Below are 18560 nucleotides of genomic sequence, written 5' to 3'. Positions count from 1 at the left end.
GCGCGCGGGTGTGCGGGGTGGAGGGGGCGGGGGGGCGGAGGGTGGGTGGGTGGTGGGCGGCCAGCGCTCAGGCGATGTCGGGGGTCGGGCACGCCTTGTGCACCACGGTGGGCGCTGCGGGGTCGTCGTAGCGCGCGGCCGAGAAGTAGGCGTGCCGGGGCGCGTTGTCGGCGAAGAAGGTGTCCACGTCGCCGAGGTCGTACAGCGACTGGTGACGGACCATCGTCGTCCCCGATCCGGGGGTCCACGGGATGTGCCCCCACTCGCGGAGGTTCGCGTCGGGGGGGAGCGACAGCGACACCGACCGGTAGTAGTCGCCGAACCGCCCCCGGAGGTACTCGCGAGTCCGGTCGTCCATTCGTCTCCTCTCGTACCCGCGGTCGACGTATCAACGTTACCGTTCGCCGGTGTCCGCGACAGTACTCATCGAAAAGACGCGGCGGCGCGTGGCGACGAGCGCTCGAAGAGCGCGAGCCGCGAGGCTGGGGAGGCGTGGGGCGCTGCGCGGTACGGGCGCGGCCCCGCGGCTGGGAATTTGCGGTGTCCTCTGTCGAACTACGATCGATATGTGTAACCAAGCGGCCGTGATTTGGCCTCAGGCCCTCTCCTCGTCACTGACCGTCGACAGCATTTAGTCCGGCACCGTCGTCGGCCGAACACGGCCGGTCCCCATGCTCGACGAGATACTCGACCTGCTCATCGACGAGGTCGCAAAGCTGGTCCCCAATGTCGTGTTGGGCGCGATATTTCTGGTAACCGGTCTCCTGACGGCGATGCTCGGTGTGGCGACGCTTCTCGGCGTGGCGACGGTCGGGTGGTCACCGCGGTTCGGCGGGGTACTGACCGCCGTCGGCGCACTCCTCGTGGTCGGCGTGGTCGTCTGGTGGTATCGATGACCCTCCGGATCCGGTGAGCCCTCAGTCAGTCGCGAGAGTCTCGGCGACGGCGCCCCGTCAACCGCTCGACACCCTTCCGGCCACAACACTATCCGGGACCGCTCCGTACCGAGTGGTATGCGTTCGGAAGAGGAGATCAGAGAGCAGTACGAGTTCCTGCGCGAGCAGTTGGACGACGAAGAGATGAACCACCGCGGCGTCGAGGAGCTGTTCGCGCACTACAAGCGCGCGCTCGGCTGGGTGTTAGAAGAAGAACACATGTGAGCGGCGTACAACACGTTTATTACGCTCTACCTGCTATCATCAGGTGACGCTTCGTCTGGAGGGCCGAAGCGTCAGCGGGGACCAATCGGCAGGCTCGACGCGGCTTTTTTCCGCGTCGGGCGTGCCTTCTTCGAGCGCTAATCCGACAGCGTCCGGCATATCCTGCTTCGATAGCGCCTCGCACGCCCTGATCCAATAGCGCCTCGCCTCCGTCTCGTCGCGCCCGATCGGAGCCGCTCGGTTTCTCTCCGATCGGCGCCCTACTCCGACAGCCAGTCGTTCCTGTGAGCCGCGGGTTCCGGGCACGTATCAGGTAACCGTAACGACTTCCCATCGCCGAATACCCGCTCTATTTCGGATGACAGTTACGGAGTTGACAGAACGAACCCGTCGGTTACGGAGGCGTAGGTGCCGCCGGCTGGTCGTATGAGGACAAATGTAACGGTATATTTATTTATTTTCGGATAATATGTTTAGGCAGTCGTATGTATGACCTCACAGGTTTTCAGCGAGACCTGCTCTACGTGATCGCGGGGCTCGACGAGCCGCACGGGCTGGCCATCAAGGAGGAACTCGAAGAGTACTACGAAAAGGAGATCCACCACGGCCGCCTCTACCCGAACCTCGACACGCTCGTCGAGAAGGGGCTCGTCGAGAAGGGCCAGCGCGACCGCCGCACCAACTACTACACGCTGACCCGCCGCGGCCGCCGCGAGATCGAGGCCCGGACCGACTGGGAAGCCGAGTACATCGAGCACTGACCCGGCCGCCCGCCGCTCCCGCACTCGGTCGATAGCCGTCGGCCTCTCTTCTTCCTCGCCGTTTTTGCGACGCTCCCGTCGCGCCGCCTCGAACGGTTGGATTCAAGTCCGCCCCGGCGGAAGCGGAGCGTATGCAACCGGGAGATCGCGTCCGCGTCGAGCGCGGGGGCGTCACCAACGAGGGCGTACTGCTCCCCTCCACGACGCGCGACCACCTCGTCGTCAAGCTGGACGGCGGCTACAACGTCGGCATCGACCGCGAGGCGGCCGATGTCGAGGTGCTGGACTCCGCCGCCCGCGAGGTCGACCCTGCGGCCGAGACCGACGACGAGGCCGACGCCACCTCCGAGATCACCTTCGACGAGGACCTCCCCACCGTCTCGCTCATCTCCACCGGCGGGACGATCGCCTCCACCGTCGACTACCGGACCGGCGCCGTCACCGCGCAGTTCGACGCCGAGGACGTCCTCCGCGCCGTCCCAGAACTCGCCGGGCGCGCGAACTACCGCGGGCGCGTCGTCGCGAACATCCTCTCGGAGAACATGGAGCCGTCCATCTGGCGCGACCTCGCCGACGCGGTCGCCGAGGAGATCGAGGCCGGCGCCGACGGCGTCGTCGTGATGCACGGCACCGACACGATGCAGTACTCCGCGTCCGCGCTATCCTTTATGCTCGACTCGCCCGTCCCGGTCGTGTTCACGGGGAGCCAGCGCTCCGCGGACCGGCCCTCGTCGGACAACGTGATGAACGCGGTGTGCGCCGTCGAGGCCGCGAAGGCCGAGCATAGCGAGACCCTCGTCTGTATGCACGCCGACCCCTCCGACGACGCCTGCGCGCTCCACCGCGGCACGCGCGTCCGCAAGAATCACACCTCGCGCCGGGACGCCTTCGAGACGGTCGGCGCCGCGCCCCTCGGGCTGATCGACTACGAGCGCGCCGCGGAGGCGGGCGCCGACGGTGACGCGGCCGACGCTGCGATCGAGTGGAACCGCGAGCCGCGCTCGCGGGGCGGAACCGACGGGAGCGACGCGGCCGACGGCGACGCGATCGCGCTTGAGCCCTACCTCGACGGCGACGTGGAGCTGGTGAAGTTCACGCCCGGAATGGACCCGGCCGCGTGGGCGTACCTCGACGACAAGGACGGCGTCGTGATCGAGGGCACCGGGCTCGGCCACGTCCACACCGACCTCATCCCGCGGATCGAGGAGCTGGTCGAGGGCGGGACTGTCGTCGCGATGACGAGCCAGTGCCTCGAAGGTCGGGTCTGCGACCGCGTGTACGACACCGGCCGCGACCTGCTGGACGCCGGCGTCGTCGAGGCGGGCGACACCCTCCCCGGAACCGCGAAGGTGAAGCTGATGTGGGCGCTCGCGAACCGCGCGGACCCCGCCGACGCGATGACGCGTGACCTCGCGGGCGAGCTGACAGAGGAGTCGCGGCCCTGGCGATGAGCGAGGCAGCCGACGAGGCCGACGCAGCGCCGACCGTCGTCGTCCGCGAGGCGCGCCCGGCCGACGCCGACGCGGTCGCGGCGTTCACCCGCGACACGTGGGGCGAGCGCCACGAGGACTACATCCCTCGCGTGTTCCCGGAGTGGGCCGCGTCCGACGACCCGGACCGCGGCACCTTCGTGGCGACGCTCCCCCCGGACGCCGCCGACGTGGGCGACCTCGACGGCAGAGACGCGGGTGACACGCACGTCACGGGCGACGGCGACGGCGCCGCCGACGCGGGCGACCCCGAGGCGGTCGTCGGCTGTATCCAGGGCGCGCTCCTCAGCGAGTGGGAGGCGTGGGGACAGGGGATCCGCGTCGACCCCGCCGCACGCGGCCACGGCGTCGGGACCGCCCTCTCGGAGGCGGTGCTCGACTGGGCGCGCGGACGCGGCGCGACCGTCTGCCGCAACATGGTGTTCTCGTGGAACGTCATGGGACTCGGCCAGTCGCGCGCGGTCGGCTTCGACCCCGCGACGGAGTTCCGGTTCGCGGAGCCGGCGCCCGACCCGGACGCAATCGACCGCGACGCCGCCGGTCTCGACCGTCTCCCCGACCCCGACCCGAACGCGGCGTGGGCGTTCTGGAGCGACAGCGCCGTCCGCGACCGCCTGCGCGGCCTCGCGCTCGACCCGGACGAGTCGTGGGCCTGCTCCCGGCTCACCCGCGACGAGCTCGCGACAGCGGCCGCCGAGGACCGACTGCTCGCGGTCGCCGACGCCGACGCGCTCGCCGGCTTCGCCGTCCGGACCCGCGTGACGGAGCGCGAGGTCGACGGCGAGCCCACGCGGACCGCGGTCTACGGCGTCGCCGCGTGGCGCGACGTCGACGCGGCGGGCGCGCTGTACGACGCGATTGCCGCCGACGCCGCGGCGGCGGACGCCGACCGCGCTCGCGTGCTGATCCCCGAGACGGTCGAGCACGTCAGCGACACCGGCGCGAACCGCGTGCCGGTCGCGGCGGAACCGGACTTCGTCATGTGCGCCGACCTCACCGGTGGAGACGGATGACGCTCTTCAGTCTCGCTCTCCCGTGGTCGCTGCCGCTCACGCTCGTGATCTACGGCGTCGTCGTCGCCGCCGCGGTGTGGATCTACCGCGACGCGAGGGCGCGCGGGAGCCGCTACGCGGTCGTTTGGGCCGCCTCGACGCTCCTCTTCACGATCGTTCCGGTGCTGGCGTACCTCTATCTCCACCGCGACGCCGGTCCGGCGCGCTAAATTGGTCGCGCCCGGCACCGGTCCGAGCCCTCGCCGCCGAACCCCCGGCCGCTTATGTACGCCGACCCGGAACGACCGACGGATGCCCTCCTCTCGCCCGCCCGACGGGTTGCGCGCGCTGGCCCGCGGCCGTCGTCCCCGAGTCCTCTCGGTCGCGCTCGCGAACCTGCTCCCGCTCGTCGGCGTGGTCTCGCTCGGCTGGAACGCGGCCGCGCTGATGACGCTGTACTGGTTCGAACTCGGGATCGCCTCCGGGTGGGCGCTCGTCCGCGCGCTATTCGCCGGACGCCCGTCCGAGATAGAACGCGACGGGCTGCTCATCGGCCCGCTCGCACAGCGACGGGCCGCCCTGTCGATCCCGTGGACCGGCGTTCAGGTCCGGCTCTCGTCGCTGCTCGTCCTCCCCGTCGCCGCGCCGATCCTCGCGGTCGTCTGGCTGGTCGTCGGCACGCTCACGGTCGGCGTCGTCGTCGAGGAAGGGACCGTCTCGACCGTGGTCGACACGGTCGCGCTCGCGACGCTCGCCCTCTTCATCGGCGAGGGGGTCACGACGCTCGTCGAGTACTTCGGTCGCGGCGAGCACCGGGATCACAGCGCGCAGACCGCGATCCAAGGCGTGTTCGCTCAGGGCGCGGCGATCTTCTTCGGCGCGCTGTTCACCGTCACGATCGTCGGCGCGGGAACGCTGGAGGAGGACACGCCGATCTCCGCGATCGATCCGGACGCGATCGGGATTCCCCTCCTGCTCGGCATCGTCGCGGTGAAGTTCGCTTTCGACCTCGCGAGCCTGTACGGCGACAGACTGGCCGCGTTCGACGAGTCGTCGTCGCTCGATCTGGGGCTCTCCTACGACCCGCCCGCGGCCGAGCCGGTCGACGGATCGCTCGCGAAGCCGACCGAGACGGTCCGCCAGCCCCGCCGCGCTCGCCTCGCCGGGGCGCTGACGACGCCGCTCGGCCACCCGGGGCTCTGGTACGTCAGCGGGGGCCTCGCGCTCCTCGGCCTCCTGTTCGCGTTCGGCGGCGACTGGGGGACCGTCGCCCTCCTCCTCGCGGCCGCGCTCGCGGTCCCGCTCGCGCTCGCCGCGCTCGACCACGAACTCCGGCACGGGCTCGTCGAGTACCGCGCCGGCGACGGCGCTCTCGTCGCGCGCGACCGCCTGTCCGGCGCGACGATGTGGCGCGTCGAGCCGTGGGACGAGACGGATCTGCGGGTGGAGCGCCGGCGGCTCGACCGGCGGCTCGGGACCGAGACCGTCGTGATCGAACTGCGCGACGACGAGTACCGGATCCCGGGCCTCGACGACCCGGAGCCTGTCCTCGACGTGTTCGATCGGCGGCCGGACCGGCCGGACGGCTGACGGCTATCGATATCGATACGCGAACCCGAACGCCTAATTGGTCCCGTCTCGCCCGTGGAGACATGGTCGCGACGCTGCCGGACCTCCTCCGACTCGTCGTTGTCCCCGTGTTCGCGTGGGCGGCGATCCGGGACGTCCGGACCCGGCGCCTCCCGAACAGGCTGTGGCCGCCGCTGTACCTGTTCGGCGCGCTGCTTCTGGTCTGGGAGATTGTGACGATCTGGCCTCTCGGGGGGTTCGTGGAGATGCGATTCCTGGTGCGAGTCGCGATCAGTCTGCTTTTCGTCGCGCCGCTGGGCTACGCGTTCTGGTACCTCGGGGCGTTCGGCGGCGCCGACGCCAAGGCGATGATCGCGCTCGCGGTGCTCTTCCCGACGTTCCCGGCGTACGACCTCGCCGGGGTCACGCTCCCGCTCGTCGACACCCAGCTCGGCGTGTTCTCGCTGACGATCCTCACGAACACCGTCCTCCTCGGGCTCGCGTACCCGGTCGGCCTCGCCGTCTTCAACCTCGTCCGCGGCGAGGCCTCGCGGCTCATGTTCTTCGCGCGACCGGTCGCGACCGACTCGCTGCCCGACCGGCACGGGCGGCTGTTCGAGGACCCCGACGGGCCGACCCGGAACGGCCTCGATCTCGACGCGCTCCGGATGTATCTCCGGTGGCGCGGCCGCACGCTCGCCGACGTGCGGGCCGACCCCGACGACCTCCGCGACCCCGCCTCGGTCGGCGAGACGTTCGCCCCGACCGACGGCGGGACCCACGTTGGTCCGCGGACCGACGGGGGGCGCGCAGTTGACGACGCGCCTACCGACGGGGGGCGCGCAGTTGACGACGCGCCCACCGACGGAGGACGGGCAGTTGACGACGCGGCCCCGGACGGCGGGCATGCGGCCGACGCGGAGACCGACAGCGACGCCGACCGCGAGTCCGACGACCCGTGGGCGGCAGAGCGGTTCCTAGACGAGATCGATCACGGCGCGTACGGCACCGACGCCGCGACGCTCCGCGAGGGCCTCGACGTCGTCGCCCGCGAGGACCGCGTGCTGGTCTCGCCCGGGATGCCGTTCGTCGTCCCGATGGCGGTCGGACTCGTCGCCTCGCTGACGTACGGCGACGCGCTGTTCGCGGCGCTGGGCGCGCTCGGGCTGGTGTGAGCCGACACTGACGACGCCATTTATAAACAGATGAGCGGTGCGGCGGCGTGTGCCGACGAGCGGCCGCAGGCCGCGAGTCGCGCGCGCGAGGGAGTCGCTGGCCCCGGAGCGAAGCGGAGGGCGCCAGCGACGAGGCCGGGGAGGCGTGAGGTGCGGCTGCTGTGCGGTCGGGTGAGACTCAAAGGGGCAGTCGCGATTCCCGCTCGCTTCGCTCGCGGGAATCGCGGCTGGGGCTTTGGAGGCGTTCGCCGCCGATCGCCAATCGCTCTTTTATCGGCGAGCAGCTGCGACTTTAGCGGTTTTTACCGCCGATCGGCGATCGACGATCCGTAAGCGATCAACGACGACCTCCCCGTCTCGCTAGCTCCCAGCGCGGAGGGCGGCCGCCGTCAGTACCCGCGTTCCGACCGGGCGCTTCACGAACTCCCCGAGGTTGCGGCCGACGAGGTCGCCGACCCCGCGCTGGGCCGCCACGTCGAGCAGCCGCTGGTCGACGGTGCCGTCGACAACGACGGCTCGCGGCGCGGGCTCGGCCCCCTCCACCGCGTCGAACGCGTCTCCCGCGTCGACCTCATCGACGACGCCGAACTCGTCGCCGAGGAGCCGGGCGCGGCCGGTCTCGCCGTCGACGACCTCGTCGACGTGCGCCGCGATCGACCGCGGTTCGTCGTGCTCGCCGGTCGCGCCGTCCGAAGGTTCCTCGTCCGCGGTCGCGTTGTCGCTAGCCATCTCGTCCGCGGTCGCGTCGCCTCCGGACACCTCGTCGGTCTCTCCGGCGGCGTCGTCCGCGACGGTGTCGGTACCGCCGGCTTCTTCGGGAGTTGACGCCGAATCCGCCGGTTCTACTTCGCCACCGGAGGCGGACGCGTCGCTCGTTCCGGCGGCTTCGGCGTCGGCGTCCGTCGCGTCGCGCGATTCGGTCGTCGACCCGGCAGTCGGCGGCTCGGTCGATTCGGGCGACGGGTCGACCGCGTCGCCGCCCGCGGAACCGCTCGGCACCGCGCCGCCGTCGCCGACGCGCGCGGCCGACTCGGGACCGTCGTCGTCGGGTGCCACGTCGTCGGTAGTCGTCCCGTCGCTGACGGACGCCCCGTCGCCGTCCTCGGGATCCTCGTCGCCGGCGGCCGCTCGGAGATCGCCGGCGTCCGCGAGGCTCGCGTACGGGACCTTCCCGCGGAGCGCCTCGAAGACGGCGTCGCGGTCGAGGTCCTCGACGGACTCGCCGGGCGGCGCGAACGCGACGTAGTCCACGTCGCCCACCTGCGCGAGCTCGAGGAGGATGAGCTCCCCGCCGCGGTCGCCGTCGAGGAACGCGGTGACGGTCCGGTCGGCGGTCAGCTCGGCGACCGCCTCGGGGACGTTCGTCCCCTCGACCGCGACGGCGTTCTTGATCCCGCAGTCGAGCAGCGTGAGCACGTCGGCGCGGCCCTCGACGACGATGACGGCGTCTGAGTCGCCGACGCGCGGCCCGGCCGGGAGCCCCTCGTAGTCGACGATGCCCTCGACGCGGGCGGCGTCGCGCACCTCGTCTAACACGTCGCTGCTCGCGAGGCTCGTCTCCTCGAAGCCGCCCGCGATCAGCTCCTTTGCGCGCTCGACGACCTCGCGGCGCTTGGCCGCCCGTACGTCCTCGATGCTCGTCACCTCGACGGAGGCGTGACAGGGGCCGATGCGATCGATCGTCTCCAGCGCGGCGGCCAGGATCGCGGTCTCGACCTTGTCCAGGCTCGACGCGACGGTGACCTCGCCGAACGACTGGCCGTTCTCGGACTCGACGGAGACGTCGATCCGACCCACGCGCGAGGACTCCTGGAGGTCCCGGAGGTCCAGCTCGTCGCCGAGCAGCCCCTCCGTCTGGCCGAACACCGCCCCGACGACGTCGCTCCGCTCGACGACGCCGTCGGCCGCGATGGTGGCGTGTATCAGGTATTTCTCTGTGTCTTTCATGAGTGGTGAATGGTGATAGCGGGCGGTAGCGCCCGTCCGTGTATCGTTGCGCTCCTCGCGGAAAATAGCTATCGCCACGTCCCTCCGGCAACAGTTATCGAAGAAAATTTCTCTCCGATATGTGTGTTCGAACTCATTCGATAGCTCTTTGTGTTTATAGTCGTAGTTTCATTGTACATGACGCGCTTACGGAGCGATCTCGTTTGGATACCGACGTTCGCGATACTCGTTGCGTTCGCGGTGCCGTGGCCGCTGTGGGGCGTCGACCGCGTCGCCGCCGGGCTCCCGGTGTGGATCTGGTGGCACGTGGCGTGGCTCGGGCTGTGTGCGGGCCTGTTCGCGCTGTTCGTCCGGAGCGGCGCGTGGGAGCGCGGGATGGGCAGGCGGGCGGGGACCGACGCCGTGGCCGCAGATTCCGCGGCCGCCGACACCGTGGCCACAGATTCCGCCGCCGTGGACGGCGCGACGAGCCGCGACCCGTCGGAGCCGACCCGGGGTGACCGCCGGTGACGCTCGGCCTTTCGCTCGGCGTCGTCGTCGGCTACCTCGTCGTCGCGCTCGCGCTCGGCCTCGTCGCGTACCGCGTCTCGGAGACGACCGCCGAGGACTACTACCTCGCGAACCGGTCGATCGGCACGCTCGTGCTGCTCTTCACGACCTTCGCCACCCTGCTGTCGGCGTTCACGTTCTTCGGCGGGCCGAACCTCGCCTACCGCGCCGGCCCAGAGTGGCTGATCGTTATGGGGACCTTAGACGGCGTCCTGTTCGCGGTGCTGTGGTACGTCATCGGCTACAAGCAGTGGCTGATCGGCGCTCGTAACGGCTACGTGACGCTCGGCGAGATGCTCGGCGACCGCTTCGGCTCGACCGGGCTGCGCGCGCTGATCGCCGGCGTCAGCCTCCTGTGGCTGTTCCCGTACGTCATGCTCCAGCAGATGGGCGCCGGGGAGGCGCTCGTCGGCCTCACCGACGGCGTCGTCCCGTACTGGGGCGGCGCGGCGCTCATCACTGGGTTCATGATCCTCTACGTCGCCGTCGCCGGACTCCGCGGCGTGGCGTGGACCGACACGCTCCAGGGGCTGTTCATGCTCTCCGTCGTCTGGGTCGCCGCGGCGTGGGTCGTCTCGGCGCTCGGCGGCGTCGGCGCCGCGACCGGGGGGATGCTGGCGGCACGGCCCGAGTTCGGGGGCTTCGGCGGCGGCGCGTACACGCCGGAGTTCATCGTCTCCACGGCGATCACCATCGCGTTCGGAGTGACGATGTTCCCGCAGATCAACCAGCGCTTCTTCGTCGCGAAGTCGGCCGCGACGCTGAAGCGGTCGTTCGCGCTGTGGCCCGTCCTCGTCTTGCTGCTGTTCCTCCCCGCGTTCATGCTCGGCGCGTGGGCGGCCGGGACGCCGGTCGAGGTGCCAACGGATGCGAACGTGCTCCCGGTCGTGCTCGGCGAGTACACCCCCGCGTGGTTCGCCGCGCTCGTCGTCGCGGGCGCGATGGCGGCGATGATGTCCTCGTCGGACTCGATGCTGCTCTCAGGGTCGTCGTACTTCACTCGCGACCTGTACCGACCGCTCGTCGACGCCGACGCCTCCGAGCGACGCGAGGCGTGGATCGCGCGGATCGGCGTGGCGGCGTTCGCGACGCTCGCGTTCGCCGCGAGCCTGTTCCGCCCGGGGACGCTGATCGAGGTCGGCGACACGGCGTTCTCCGGGTTCGCGCTGCTCGCGCTCCCCGTGATCTGCGCGCTCTACTGGCCGCGGACGACCCGCACGGGGATGATCGCCGGCGTCGCGGTCCCCCAGGCGGCGTACCTGCTCGTCGTGCTGTCCGCCGTCGTCGGTGCCGTCCCGACCCTGCCGAAGACGGTCCTCGGCGGCTGGGACGTTGCGCTCGGGCTGATGGCGCTGTCCGGCGCGCTCACCGTGGGGGTCTCGCTGCTCACGGCGCCGACCGAGGAGGGCGACGCCTCGCGGTTCGCGGTGGCCGGGGACTGACTCGGCCGATCCCCGTCAGTCGGGATTCGACCGCCGTCGGTCTCACTCGTTCCGCAGGAACCGGAGCGTCTTCGGATCGGGCCCGTCGTAGTACCGGTCGAGCGCGGTCCCGAACGGATCGTGCCCGTCCGCGACCGCGTCGAACAGCGTCATCGACGACCGGAACTTCAGGCCGTCCGGCGACCCGAACACCTCGCGGGCCGACCGCCCCTCCAGCCCGTTGACGATCGCCGTACACTCCCGCAGCCGCGGCCCCAGCGTCGGGTGCGCGAGGTACGCGGTCGCCTCCTCGCGGGAACCGATCGCGTAGCGCTGCGACCTCCGACTGGTCCCCAACCCCTCGACCTGCGGGAACACGAACCACATCCAGTGGCTCCGCTTCCGTCCCGCGCGCAGTTCCCGCTTGGCCGACTCGATCACGCCGGCCTGCGCCTCGACGAACCGTCGGAGGTCGTGGGAGTCGTTCGGGTCGGCCATCTCTTCGGGAACGTTCTCGTCGCTTGTTTATAAGAGTGGCCGGCAGTGCCCGTTCCCGCCGCGTCGAACCCGGCGAAAGCCAAAAGACCGCTTCGCCCCGACAACGCGTATGAACGAGCCCGGCACCGAGGGCGTGCTGTTGGACCAAGAGACGCTCCACGATCGGCTCGACGACGCGTCGCCGTGGTTTCAGGAGCACTACCGGACCTTCCGGGAGTCGATGCTCGGCGAGCGCGACGGGTCCCCGTTCCCCTGCTACTTCGGGATCGAGGTCGAGCGCGAGGGCGACATGCTGTACGCCGCCTGCGAGTCGACCACGGACCCGGCCGCGCTGTTGCGGCTGCGCGATGTCCTCTCAGAGTACCTCGACACGTACCCGGACCACGCCGACCGCGCGCCGCTCGCGGTGTTCTTCAGGCCGCCCGACGACGACCGCGGCGAGGCGCACTACCACGAGCGGCTCTGGCACGTCCTGGAGTTCCTTCACGTCCACGACCCGGAGCCGTGGCCGGACGACATCCCGGTCGACCCCGACACCCCGCGGTGGGAGTTCTGCTTCGGCGGCGAGGCGCTGTTCCCGACCTCGCGCGCCCCCTTCTACGACGACCGGAAGAGCCGCTACTCGCCGGTCGGCTTAGAGATCACCTTCCAACCCCGGAGCGTCTTCGAGGGGATCACCGCCGACACCGAGGCGGGCGAGCGCGCCCGCGAGACGATCCGAGGCCGGATGGAGGAGTACGACGGGGTCTGTCCCCACGCCGACCTCGGCGACTGGGGCGCCGAGGGCGACCGCGAGTGGAAGCAGTACCTGTTCCGCGAGGACGACGACGCGAGCCCGGACGCCTGTCCGCTCGACCCGACGCGCGAACACCCCAAGGCGTCCGAGTCGCTGCTCGAACCCGGCGCGTGGCGGGCGTTCGACGCGGCCGACACCGGGAGCGAATCCGACGCGCCCGTCAGTTCCGGACTCGGCGATGACTGACGACGCGGTCCTCCTCCTCGTCGACTTCCAAGTCGGGTTCGACGAGCCGGGGTGGGGCGAGCGCAACAACCCCGACGCCGAGGCGGTCGCGGCCGCGCTCCTCGACCGCTGGCGCGAGACGGACCGGCCGGTCGCGCACGTCCGCCACGCCTCGACGGAACCCGACTCGCCGCTGCGTCCGGACGCCCCCGGCTTCGCGTGGAAGCCGGAAACGGCGCCCGCCGGGGGCGAGCCGACCTTCGAGAAGTCGGTCAACGGCGCGTTCCTCGACTCCGGGCTCGACGAGTGGCTCCGCGAGGCCGGGCACAAGTCGCTCGTCGTCTGCGGACTCACCACCGACCACTGCGTCTCGACGACGACGCGCGAGGCCGAGAACCGAGGCTACGACGTGCGCGTGGTCGCCGACGCGACCGCGACGCACGCCCGCGAAGCGCCCGACGGGGAGCGGATCGACCCGGAGACCTCCCACCGCGTCGCGCTCGCGCACCTGAACGGCGAGTTCGCGACAGTCGTCGAGAGCGACGACCTGCTCGCCGACCGCTGAGGAGAACCGCCCGTACGGCCCGTCGGTGACGGCGTCGCGGTCGACCTCGAACGTCGAGGAATTCGGTATTCCGACGGAGCCACCAAGCGCGGGGATCTACCGCGACCCGCACAGCAGAGAACGGAGGGACACCGCGCCGGTCGCGGCCGCTCCGTGCCCCGCACGCGGCCGCCCGGCGCCCGCGAAGGGAAACCTCTTAATGGACTACGCGCGGAGTTCGGGGTATATGAGCAACGGCGATGACGACCCGGCCGACGCCGCGGACGACGGCGAGCCGGCGGAGACGGCCGCTCCGACGCTCCCCGACGACGCGACCGAGGAGTCCCTCACCGAGTACCTCGACGAGATCGCCGACCGCCTCGAGGCCGCCGAGACAGAGGCCGACCTCGACGACGTCGAGGCGCTCTTAGCCGACGCGGAGACCGGTATCGAGGAGGCCGACCTCCCCGAGCCGGACGAGGACGATGAGGACGCGGACGACCCGCGCGGCGACCTCGAAGACCGCGTCGCGGAGCTTCGCGACGGCGTGGACGACGCCCGCGGCCCCTACGGGGAGGACGTCGTCGACGCGATCGAATCCGCCGCCGGGACGGTCGAAGACACGGAGTGGACCGACGACGGGCGCGAGGACGTCGCGGCCGCCGTCGAGTCGTTCGTCGACGCGGCCGCCGACGCGATCGGCGACGCCGATGAGGATCCCGAGGCGCTTCTCGCGGAAGGCGAGGCGGCCGACGCCGCGGCGCCGGCCCCCGTCGATCAGCTCGTCGCGGCGCTCGACGCGGTCGCCGGCGCGGTCACTGACGCCGACCTCGACGCGGACGACGACGCCGACGACATCGCCGCGCTGCTGGACGCGACCGACGAGCTGGAGGCCGGCCTCGACGACGCCGAGGAGTGGGACGACCTCGAAACCCACGAGCAGCTCCGTGCGCAGGGATACTACGACGTGCTCGGCCACTACAAGGACTTCCCCGTCGAGTGGGCGGCGCTGAAGGAACACGAGGCGCGGGGCAACGTCGACATGATCCTGCTCGCGCTCGACTCGCTCCAGTCCGAGTTCATGGAGCGCCACTGCCTGGAGGCGTTCGAGCGGATGGGCAAGCGCGGCAAGACCGAGGCGTCGGTCGAGGAGATCCTCGGCCGCGCCGAGAAGCGCGACCAGCCCGCGATCCGGATCCTCGGGACGATGGCGGCCGAAGAGGCGACCGACACCCTCGTCGAGTACGTCCCCGAGGACTCGAACCCGCAGCTCCAGAAGGTCGTGTTCAAGGCGCTCGGCGAAATCGGCGCGTCCGAGGCGGTCCAGCCGCTCGCGAACCAGCTCGACCCCGACGGCGACACCGACGAGCTCGTCCGCCCCCACGCCGCCCGCGCGCTCGGGCTGATCGGCGACACCCGCGCCGTCGACCCCCTCGCCGACGCGCTCGAGGCGCACCCGTCCGACGACGTCCGCGCGGCCGCCGGCTGGGCGCTCCGCCAGATCGGCACCCGCGAGGCGCTCGAAGCGGTCGCCGAGTACGCCGACGAACACTCCTTCGTCGTCTCGACCGAGGGCGAGAAGGCCCGGGACGCGCTCGACGACGAGGCGGAACCGGCGCCGACCGCCTGACGCGGCCCGCGTGATGCGGACCGACTGACCCGACCCGCTCCGCCCGCCGTTCGACCGACCCTTTTCACCGATACCGAGGGCACTCCCCTCGTGTCACCCGCTCCGTTCCGTGTCCCGATCTACTCGACCGCGAGCGTCGCCGCCGTCGTCGCGCTCGGACTGCTCGTCTCCGCGGCCGTCGTCCCGGTCGCCGTCGCTGGCGATGCCGGAACCGGCCCGGGAGTCGGCAGACTCGACCCCGGCGGCGCTGCCACCGCCCCGGCGAACGAGAGCCCCGAGAACCTGACGCTCGTGTCCACGACGCCGCGGATCGTCGAGCTGTTCCCGAACCCGACGACCGCGGAGAACCGCGGCGAGTACCTCGTCGTCCGGCTCCCCGAGCGCGGGAACTGGTCGCTCGCCGACGGACACCACGAGGCGGAGGTCCCGGCGAACGCCAGCGGCGTCGTCGCCCTCTCGATGGACCCCGCGAACGCGACGCCCCTGCTCGCCGACGAGACCGCGGTCGCCGGCAACGGCGGCACCGGGGACCCGACGCTCCGCGCGCTCGACGACCACTTCCCGCTCGCCGCGTCGGGCGACCGGATCGCGCTCCGCCGGAACGGGACGACGGTCGCCGCGGTCGACTACGACCGCGCGCCCGAGGGACACCGGTGGCGCGCCGACTGGGGGGAGTGGCGACCCCGCGGGTACGAACGCCGGTCGCCGCGTCGGACCGCGAACGCCGCCGTGACGCCGTTCGTCCTCCCCGACAGCCCCGGCCTGCCGGTCGAGCCGCTCCGCGACGCCGAGGACCGCCTGTTCGTCGCCGGCTACACGCTGACCTCGGAGCGGGTCGCCGACGCGCTCGTCGCCGCCGCGGACCGCGACGTCCGCGTCCGCGTGCTGCTGGAGGGGTCGCCGGTCGGCGGTTTCCCGGCGCGGAGCGCGGAGCTGATCGACCGGTTGACGGCCGCCGGCATCGAGGTCCGGATCCTCGACGGCGAGGTCGAGCGGTTCCGGTTCCACCACCCGAAGTACGCGGTCGCCGACGACCGCGCGGTCGTCCTCACGGAGAACTGGAAGCGGTCCGGCACGGGCGGGCGGAGCAACCGCGGCTGGGGCGTCGTCGTCGGAAGCGACGACACCGTGGACGCGGGCGGTCCCGGGACCGAGCGCGACGCGCTCGTCGCGGAGGACCTCGCCGCGCTGTTCGCCGCGGACTTCCGGGCGCGGGACGCGCGCTCGTGGCGCGCCTTCCGCGCCGACACCGAGTTCCACGGCGGCGGGCGCGTGAACGGCTCGTACCCGACGCGGTTCGACGCGCCCGCGAAGCCCGCGACGGCGAACGTGACCGTCCTGACCGCGCCGGGGAACGCCGCCGACCGGATCGTCGCGCGGATCGACGCCGCGGACGAGCGGGTGCTCGCGGTCGTGCCGCGGGTCGGCGGTCCCGACGATCGGATCGTCCGCGCGCTCCGACGCGCGGCCGACCGCGGGGTCGATGTCCACCTGCTGCTCTCGGACGCGTGGTACGACCGGGAGGCGAACCGGAACCTCTCCGAGTCGCTCAGGGACGAGCCGATCGCCGTCGACCTCGCCGAGCCGCGAGGCCGGTTCGAGAAGGTCCACGCGAAGGGGCTGGTCGTCGACGACACGGCGCTCGTCGGCAGCCTCAACTGGAATCCGAGCGCGGAGACGAACAACCGCGAGGTGGTGCTCGCGGTCGAGAACGAGTCGGTCGCCGACTTCTACGCTCGCGCGTACGCGGCCGACTGGCGGGGCGGCGGAATCCAGCTTCCGATCGCCTTCGTCGCCGGGTTCGGCGTCGCGCTCGCGGGAGCCGGCGCCGTCGCTCGACGGGAGCTCGCGTTCGGCTGAGAAACGAGGTCGGTGCGAACGGCCGCGGCGGCCGGCTCAGTCGTCGAGCGCGATCGTCGACGAGAGCGCGTCGTCGATCTCCGCCCCCGCCATCTTCTCGACCAGCGTCTCGATCACTTCGCTCCGGCGGCGCTTCACGAACTTGATCGAGCCGACGACGAGGTGGCCGCCCCCGGAGACCCCGGCCTCGGGGAGTTCCTCGTTCAGCTCGGTCACCATGTTCGGGATGTCGAGCCGGACGCCGTCGGACCGGAGGACGCAGAAGTCGGGGCCGTAGCCGATGGTGATGACGGGGTCGCCGGTCTCTTTCACTCTCGTGTCGTGGAGTTCGCCGGTCGTCTTGCCCGGCGCGGGGTAGGTGAATCGGTGCGCGTACTCGTCTAAGTCGATCCGGTAGAGGTGCGCGCCGGAGGCGAGCCGCTCGTGGTCGACGTGGTCCTCGACGGCGTCGAGCTGGCGCTCCACGTCGCGCTCGGCGCGTTCCGAGAGGAACTCGACGAGCTCCTCGTGGCGCGCCTCGTCGTCGCAACCGACGTTGAGCGCGTCGTTGACCAGGGTCTTCCCCTCGGAGTAGCGGAGCCAGTGGGCGGCGTAGTCGAGCGCCTCGCCGATGTCGAGGAGGTCGGACTCGTCGTACCCCGCGCCCTCGGCGAGCGCGACGTAGTCGTCCATCGCCTCCGCCTTCGAGCGGTCGGAGAGGCCGGCAACCGCCGGCACGTGTTCGAGCTCCTCGGTGAGCGACGGGTCGACGAGCCGGGCGAGCTCGACGCACATCATCCCGGTGGTGACCCGGTAGTCCTCGCCGTGGAGGTAGGGGTTCACGTGGGCGTCGAGCAGCGGCCCGACCGCCTCGGGGTCGGGGTGGTGGTGATCGACGGCCGCGATGGGGATGTCGTAGTGCGCGAGGTTCTCGTAGGCCGGCACGTCCTCCTCTGTCGACCCGTTGTCGAGCATGAGGAGGAAGGGGAGCTTCTGCCCGTGGCGCGCGCGGCCCTCCAAGGCGAAATTGAGGTCGCGGGTGACGTCCTCCATCTCGTAGTAGGGCGCCTTGCTCGGGAGCCGCTTGAACAGGTGTCGGGCGGCGTCGGGGTCGCCGTGGACCTCCTCGATGAGGTTCTCAACGGCGAGCTGTACTGGGATCGCGGCGCACATCCCGTCGCCGTCGGCGTGGTGTCGGACACGGATCGGGCGGCCGGCGAGGACCGTCCGGCGGAGCAACCGCGCGAGCTCGCGGAGGTCCTCGTGGATCGGCTCGAACGCCTCCCAGTCGACGAGCGGCTCGACGTCGGCCGGCTCGGCGCGCTCGTCGAGGGCCGCCTCGAAGCGATCGCGGGCTTCGGCGGCGCGCTCGTCGGGGAGCCGCGTCAGCGAGTCGACCTCCAACTGGAGCGCGTTCTCGCGGCTCTCGATCGCCCCCGAGACGTGGACCATGTCGCCGACCTCGACCTCGGGGTACGCCCGGACCCCGGCGGACTCGAAGGCGGCACAGGAGAGGACGCCGGAGGCGTCCGCGACGGCGAAGACGGTGGGACCCCCCGTTTGTTTCGCCTGAACGACCTCGCCCTCGACGGTCACCTCGTCGCCCGGCGTGAGGCCCCGGACCCGAGAGACCGTCGGCTCGTGGGCGACCGTCTCGGTGCGGTAGTCGTCGGGGTCGACGTCGTCGAACGCCACGTCGCCGTTCTCCTTGACCTCGGTGAGCCGGACGATCAGCCGGTCGCCGACCGCGTAGTCGCCGTCGAGGTTCGACTCGTGGACCAGCCCGCTCACGGCGTCGGAGAGGTCGACGAACACGCCGTAGTCGACGACGCCGTTGACTTCGGCGTGGTACAGCTCGTCGACTGCGGCGTCTTCGAGGGTACAGTCCGGCGCCAGATCGTAGACGGTCGGCCGGTCGTCGGCCGCCCCCTCCGCCGCGTCGGCGTCGGGTTCGGGGCTCGAATCGCCCCGCGTGCCGGAATCCCCGGCGAAGTTTTCGCTCATGGGCAGCCTTCGGGAACGGC

At 71.3% G+C, this 18560-nt stretch carries 16 protein-coding genes and 2 pseudogenes; 14 read left to right on the top strand and 4 right to left on the bottom strand.

The window, feature by feature from the left end; all coding sequences use genetic code 11:
• Window positions 1-105: 105 nt before the first annotated feature.
• Window positions 106-358, bottom strand: a pseudogene (locus B9G49_RS06625) (DNA primase catalytic subunit PriS); the annotation flags it as partial.
• A gap of 313 nt (window positions 359-671) precedes the next feature.
• Between B9G49_RS06625 and B9G49_RS06620 the strand changes: the two are divergent.
• From B9G49_RS06620 to B9G49_RS06590, 8 genes are all read left to right on the top strand, one after another.
• Complete coding sequence (locus tag B9G49_RS06620; RefSeq protein ID WP_086215842.1) at window positions 672-896, top strand: hypothetical protein; 225 nt, start codon at window positions 672-674, stop codon at window positions 894-896.
• A 117-nt stretch (window positions 897-1013) separates the two neighbouring features.
• Window positions 1014-1160, top strand: a complete 147-nt coding sequence (locus B9G49_RS16705) for a hypothetical protein (RefSeq protein ID WP_167373080.1) — start codon at window positions 1014-1016, stop codon at window positions 1158-1160.
• A gap of 485 nt (window positions 1161-1645) precedes the next feature.
• Window positions 1646-1921, top strand: a complete 276-nt coding sequence (locus B9G49_RS06615) for a PadR family transcriptional regulator (RefSeq protein ID WP_004597247.1) — start codon at window positions 1646-1648, stop codon at window positions 1919-1921.
• Window positions 1922-2052: 131 nt separating this feature from the next.
• Window positions 2053-3372, top strand: coding sequence for a Glu-tRNA(Gln) amidotransferase subunit GatD (gatD, locus tag B9G49_RS06610; protein WP_049930348.1), 1320 nt, complete (start codon window positions 2053-2055; stop codon window positions 3370-3372).
• On the top strand, window positions 3369-4424 hold the full coding sequence (locus B9G49_RS06605; protein ID WP_086215841.1) for a GNAT family N-acetyltransferase: 1056 nt from the start codon (window positions 3369-3371) through the stop codon (window positions 4422-4424). Before gatD ends, B9G49_RS06605 begins: the two co-directional genes overlap by 4 nt.
• Window positions 4421-4633: a hypothetical protein gene (locus tag B9G49_RS06600; RefSeq protein WP_086215840.1), complete on the top strand. Its 213-nt coding sequence runs from the start codon at window positions 4421-4423 to the stop codon at window positions 4631-4633. Before B9G49_RS06605 ends, B9G49_RS06600 begins: the two co-directional genes overlap by 4 nt.
• An 82-nt stretch (window positions 4634-4715) precedes the next feature.
• Window positions 4716-5993 carry a DUF6498-containing protein gene (locus B9G49_RS06595; protein WP_086215839.1) on the top strand — a complete coding sequence of 426 codons (1278 nt, stop codon included), beginning with the start codon at window positions 4716-4718 and terminating at the stop codon, window positions 5991-5993.
• A gap of 62 nt (window positions 5994-6055) precedes the next feature.
• On the top strand, window positions 6056-7147 hold the full coding sequence (locus tag B9G49_RS06590; RefSeq protein ID WP_049930356.1) for an A24 family peptidase: 1092 nt from the start codon (window positions 6056-6058) through the stop codon (window positions 7145-7147).
• Window positions 7148-7507: 360 nt separating this feature from the next.
• Here B9G49_RS06590 and dnaG read toward each other — a convergent pair whose 3' ends face one another.
• Window positions 7508-9094, bottom strand: a complete 1587-nt coding sequence (gene dnaG / locus B9G49_RS06585; protein WP_086215838.1) for a DNA primase DnaG — start codon at window positions 9092-9094, stop codon at window positions 7508-7510.
• Between the two features lie 177 nt (window positions 9095-9271).
• On the opposite strand from dnaG, the pseudogene B9G49_RS06580 reads away from it, so the two are divergent.
• Both B9G49_RS06580 and B9G49_RS06575 read left to right on the top strand, forming a co-directional pair.
• Window positions 9272-9511, top strand: a pseudogene (locus B9G49_RS06580) (DUF3311 domain-containing protein); the annotation flags it as partial.
• 89 nt (window positions 9512-9600) lie between these two features.
• Window positions 9601-11085, top strand: coding sequence for a sodium:solute symporter (locus tag B9G49_RS06575; protein ID WP_086215837.1), 1485 nt, complete (start codon window positions 9601-9603; stop codon window positions 11083-11085).
• Window positions 11086-11127: 42 nt separating this feature from the next.
• On the opposite strand, the gene B9G49_RS06570 is transcribed toward B9G49_RS06575, so the two are convergent.
• Window positions 11128-11562, bottom strand: coding sequence for a DUF1810 domain-containing protein (locus B9G49_RS06570; protein WP_086215836.1), 435 nt, complete (start codon window positions 11560-11562; stop codon window positions 11128-11130).
• A 109-nt stretch (window positions 11563-11671) separates the two neighbouring features.
• On the opposite strand from B9G49_RS06570, the gene B9G49_RS06565 reads away from it, so the two are divergent.
• The 4 genes from B9G49_RS06565 (at window position 11672) to B9G49_RS06550 (ending at window position 16557) form a co-directional block, all read left to right on the top strand.
• A complete protein-coding gene (locus tag B9G49_RS06565) occupies window positions 11672-12544 on the top strand; it encodes a YqcI/YcgG family protein (RefSeq protein WP_086215835.1) in 873 nt (290 codons plus the stop codon).
• Window positions 12537-13088: a cysteine hydrolase family protein gene (locus B9G49_RS06560; protein WP_086215834.1), complete on the top strand. Its 552-nt coding sequence runs from the start codon at window positions 12537-12539 to the stop codon at window positions 13086-13088. Before B9G49_RS06565 ends, B9G49_RS06560 begins: the two co-directional genes overlap by 8 nt.
• A gap of 226 nt (window positions 13089-13314) precedes the next feature.
• A complete protein-coding gene (locus tag B9G49_RS06555; RefSeq protein WP_086215833.1) occupies window positions 13315-14697 on the top strand; it encodes a HEAT repeat domain-containing protein in 1383 nt (460 codons plus the stop codon).
• A 90-nt stretch (window positions 14698-14787) separates the two neighbouring features.
• On the top strand, window positions 14788-16557 hold the full coding sequence (locus tag B9G49_RS06550) for a phospholipase D-like domain-containing protein (protein ID WP_086215832.1): 1770 nt from the start codon (window positions 14788-14790) through the stop codon (window positions 16555-16557).
• A gap of 36 nt (window positions 16558-16593) precedes the next feature.
• On the opposite strand, the gene B9G49_RS06545 is transcribed toward B9G49_RS06550, so the two are convergent.
• Window positions 16594-18540: a DHH family phosphoesterase gene (locus B9G49_RS06545; RefSeq protein ID WP_086215831.1), complete on the bottom strand. Its 1947-nt coding sequence runs from the start codon at window positions 18538-18540 to the stop codon at window positions 16594-16596.
• Window positions 18541-18560: the final 20 nt, after the last annotated feature.

Source organism: Halorubrum sp. SD683, assembly GCF_002135045.1.
Lineage (GTDB): Archaea > Halobacteriota > Halobacteria > Halobacteriales > Haloferacaceae > Halorubrum > Halorubrum ezzemoulense.
The sequence above is the reverse complement of the archived record's forward strand: the minus strand, read 5'-3'. Positions and strand labels throughout refer to the sequence as shown.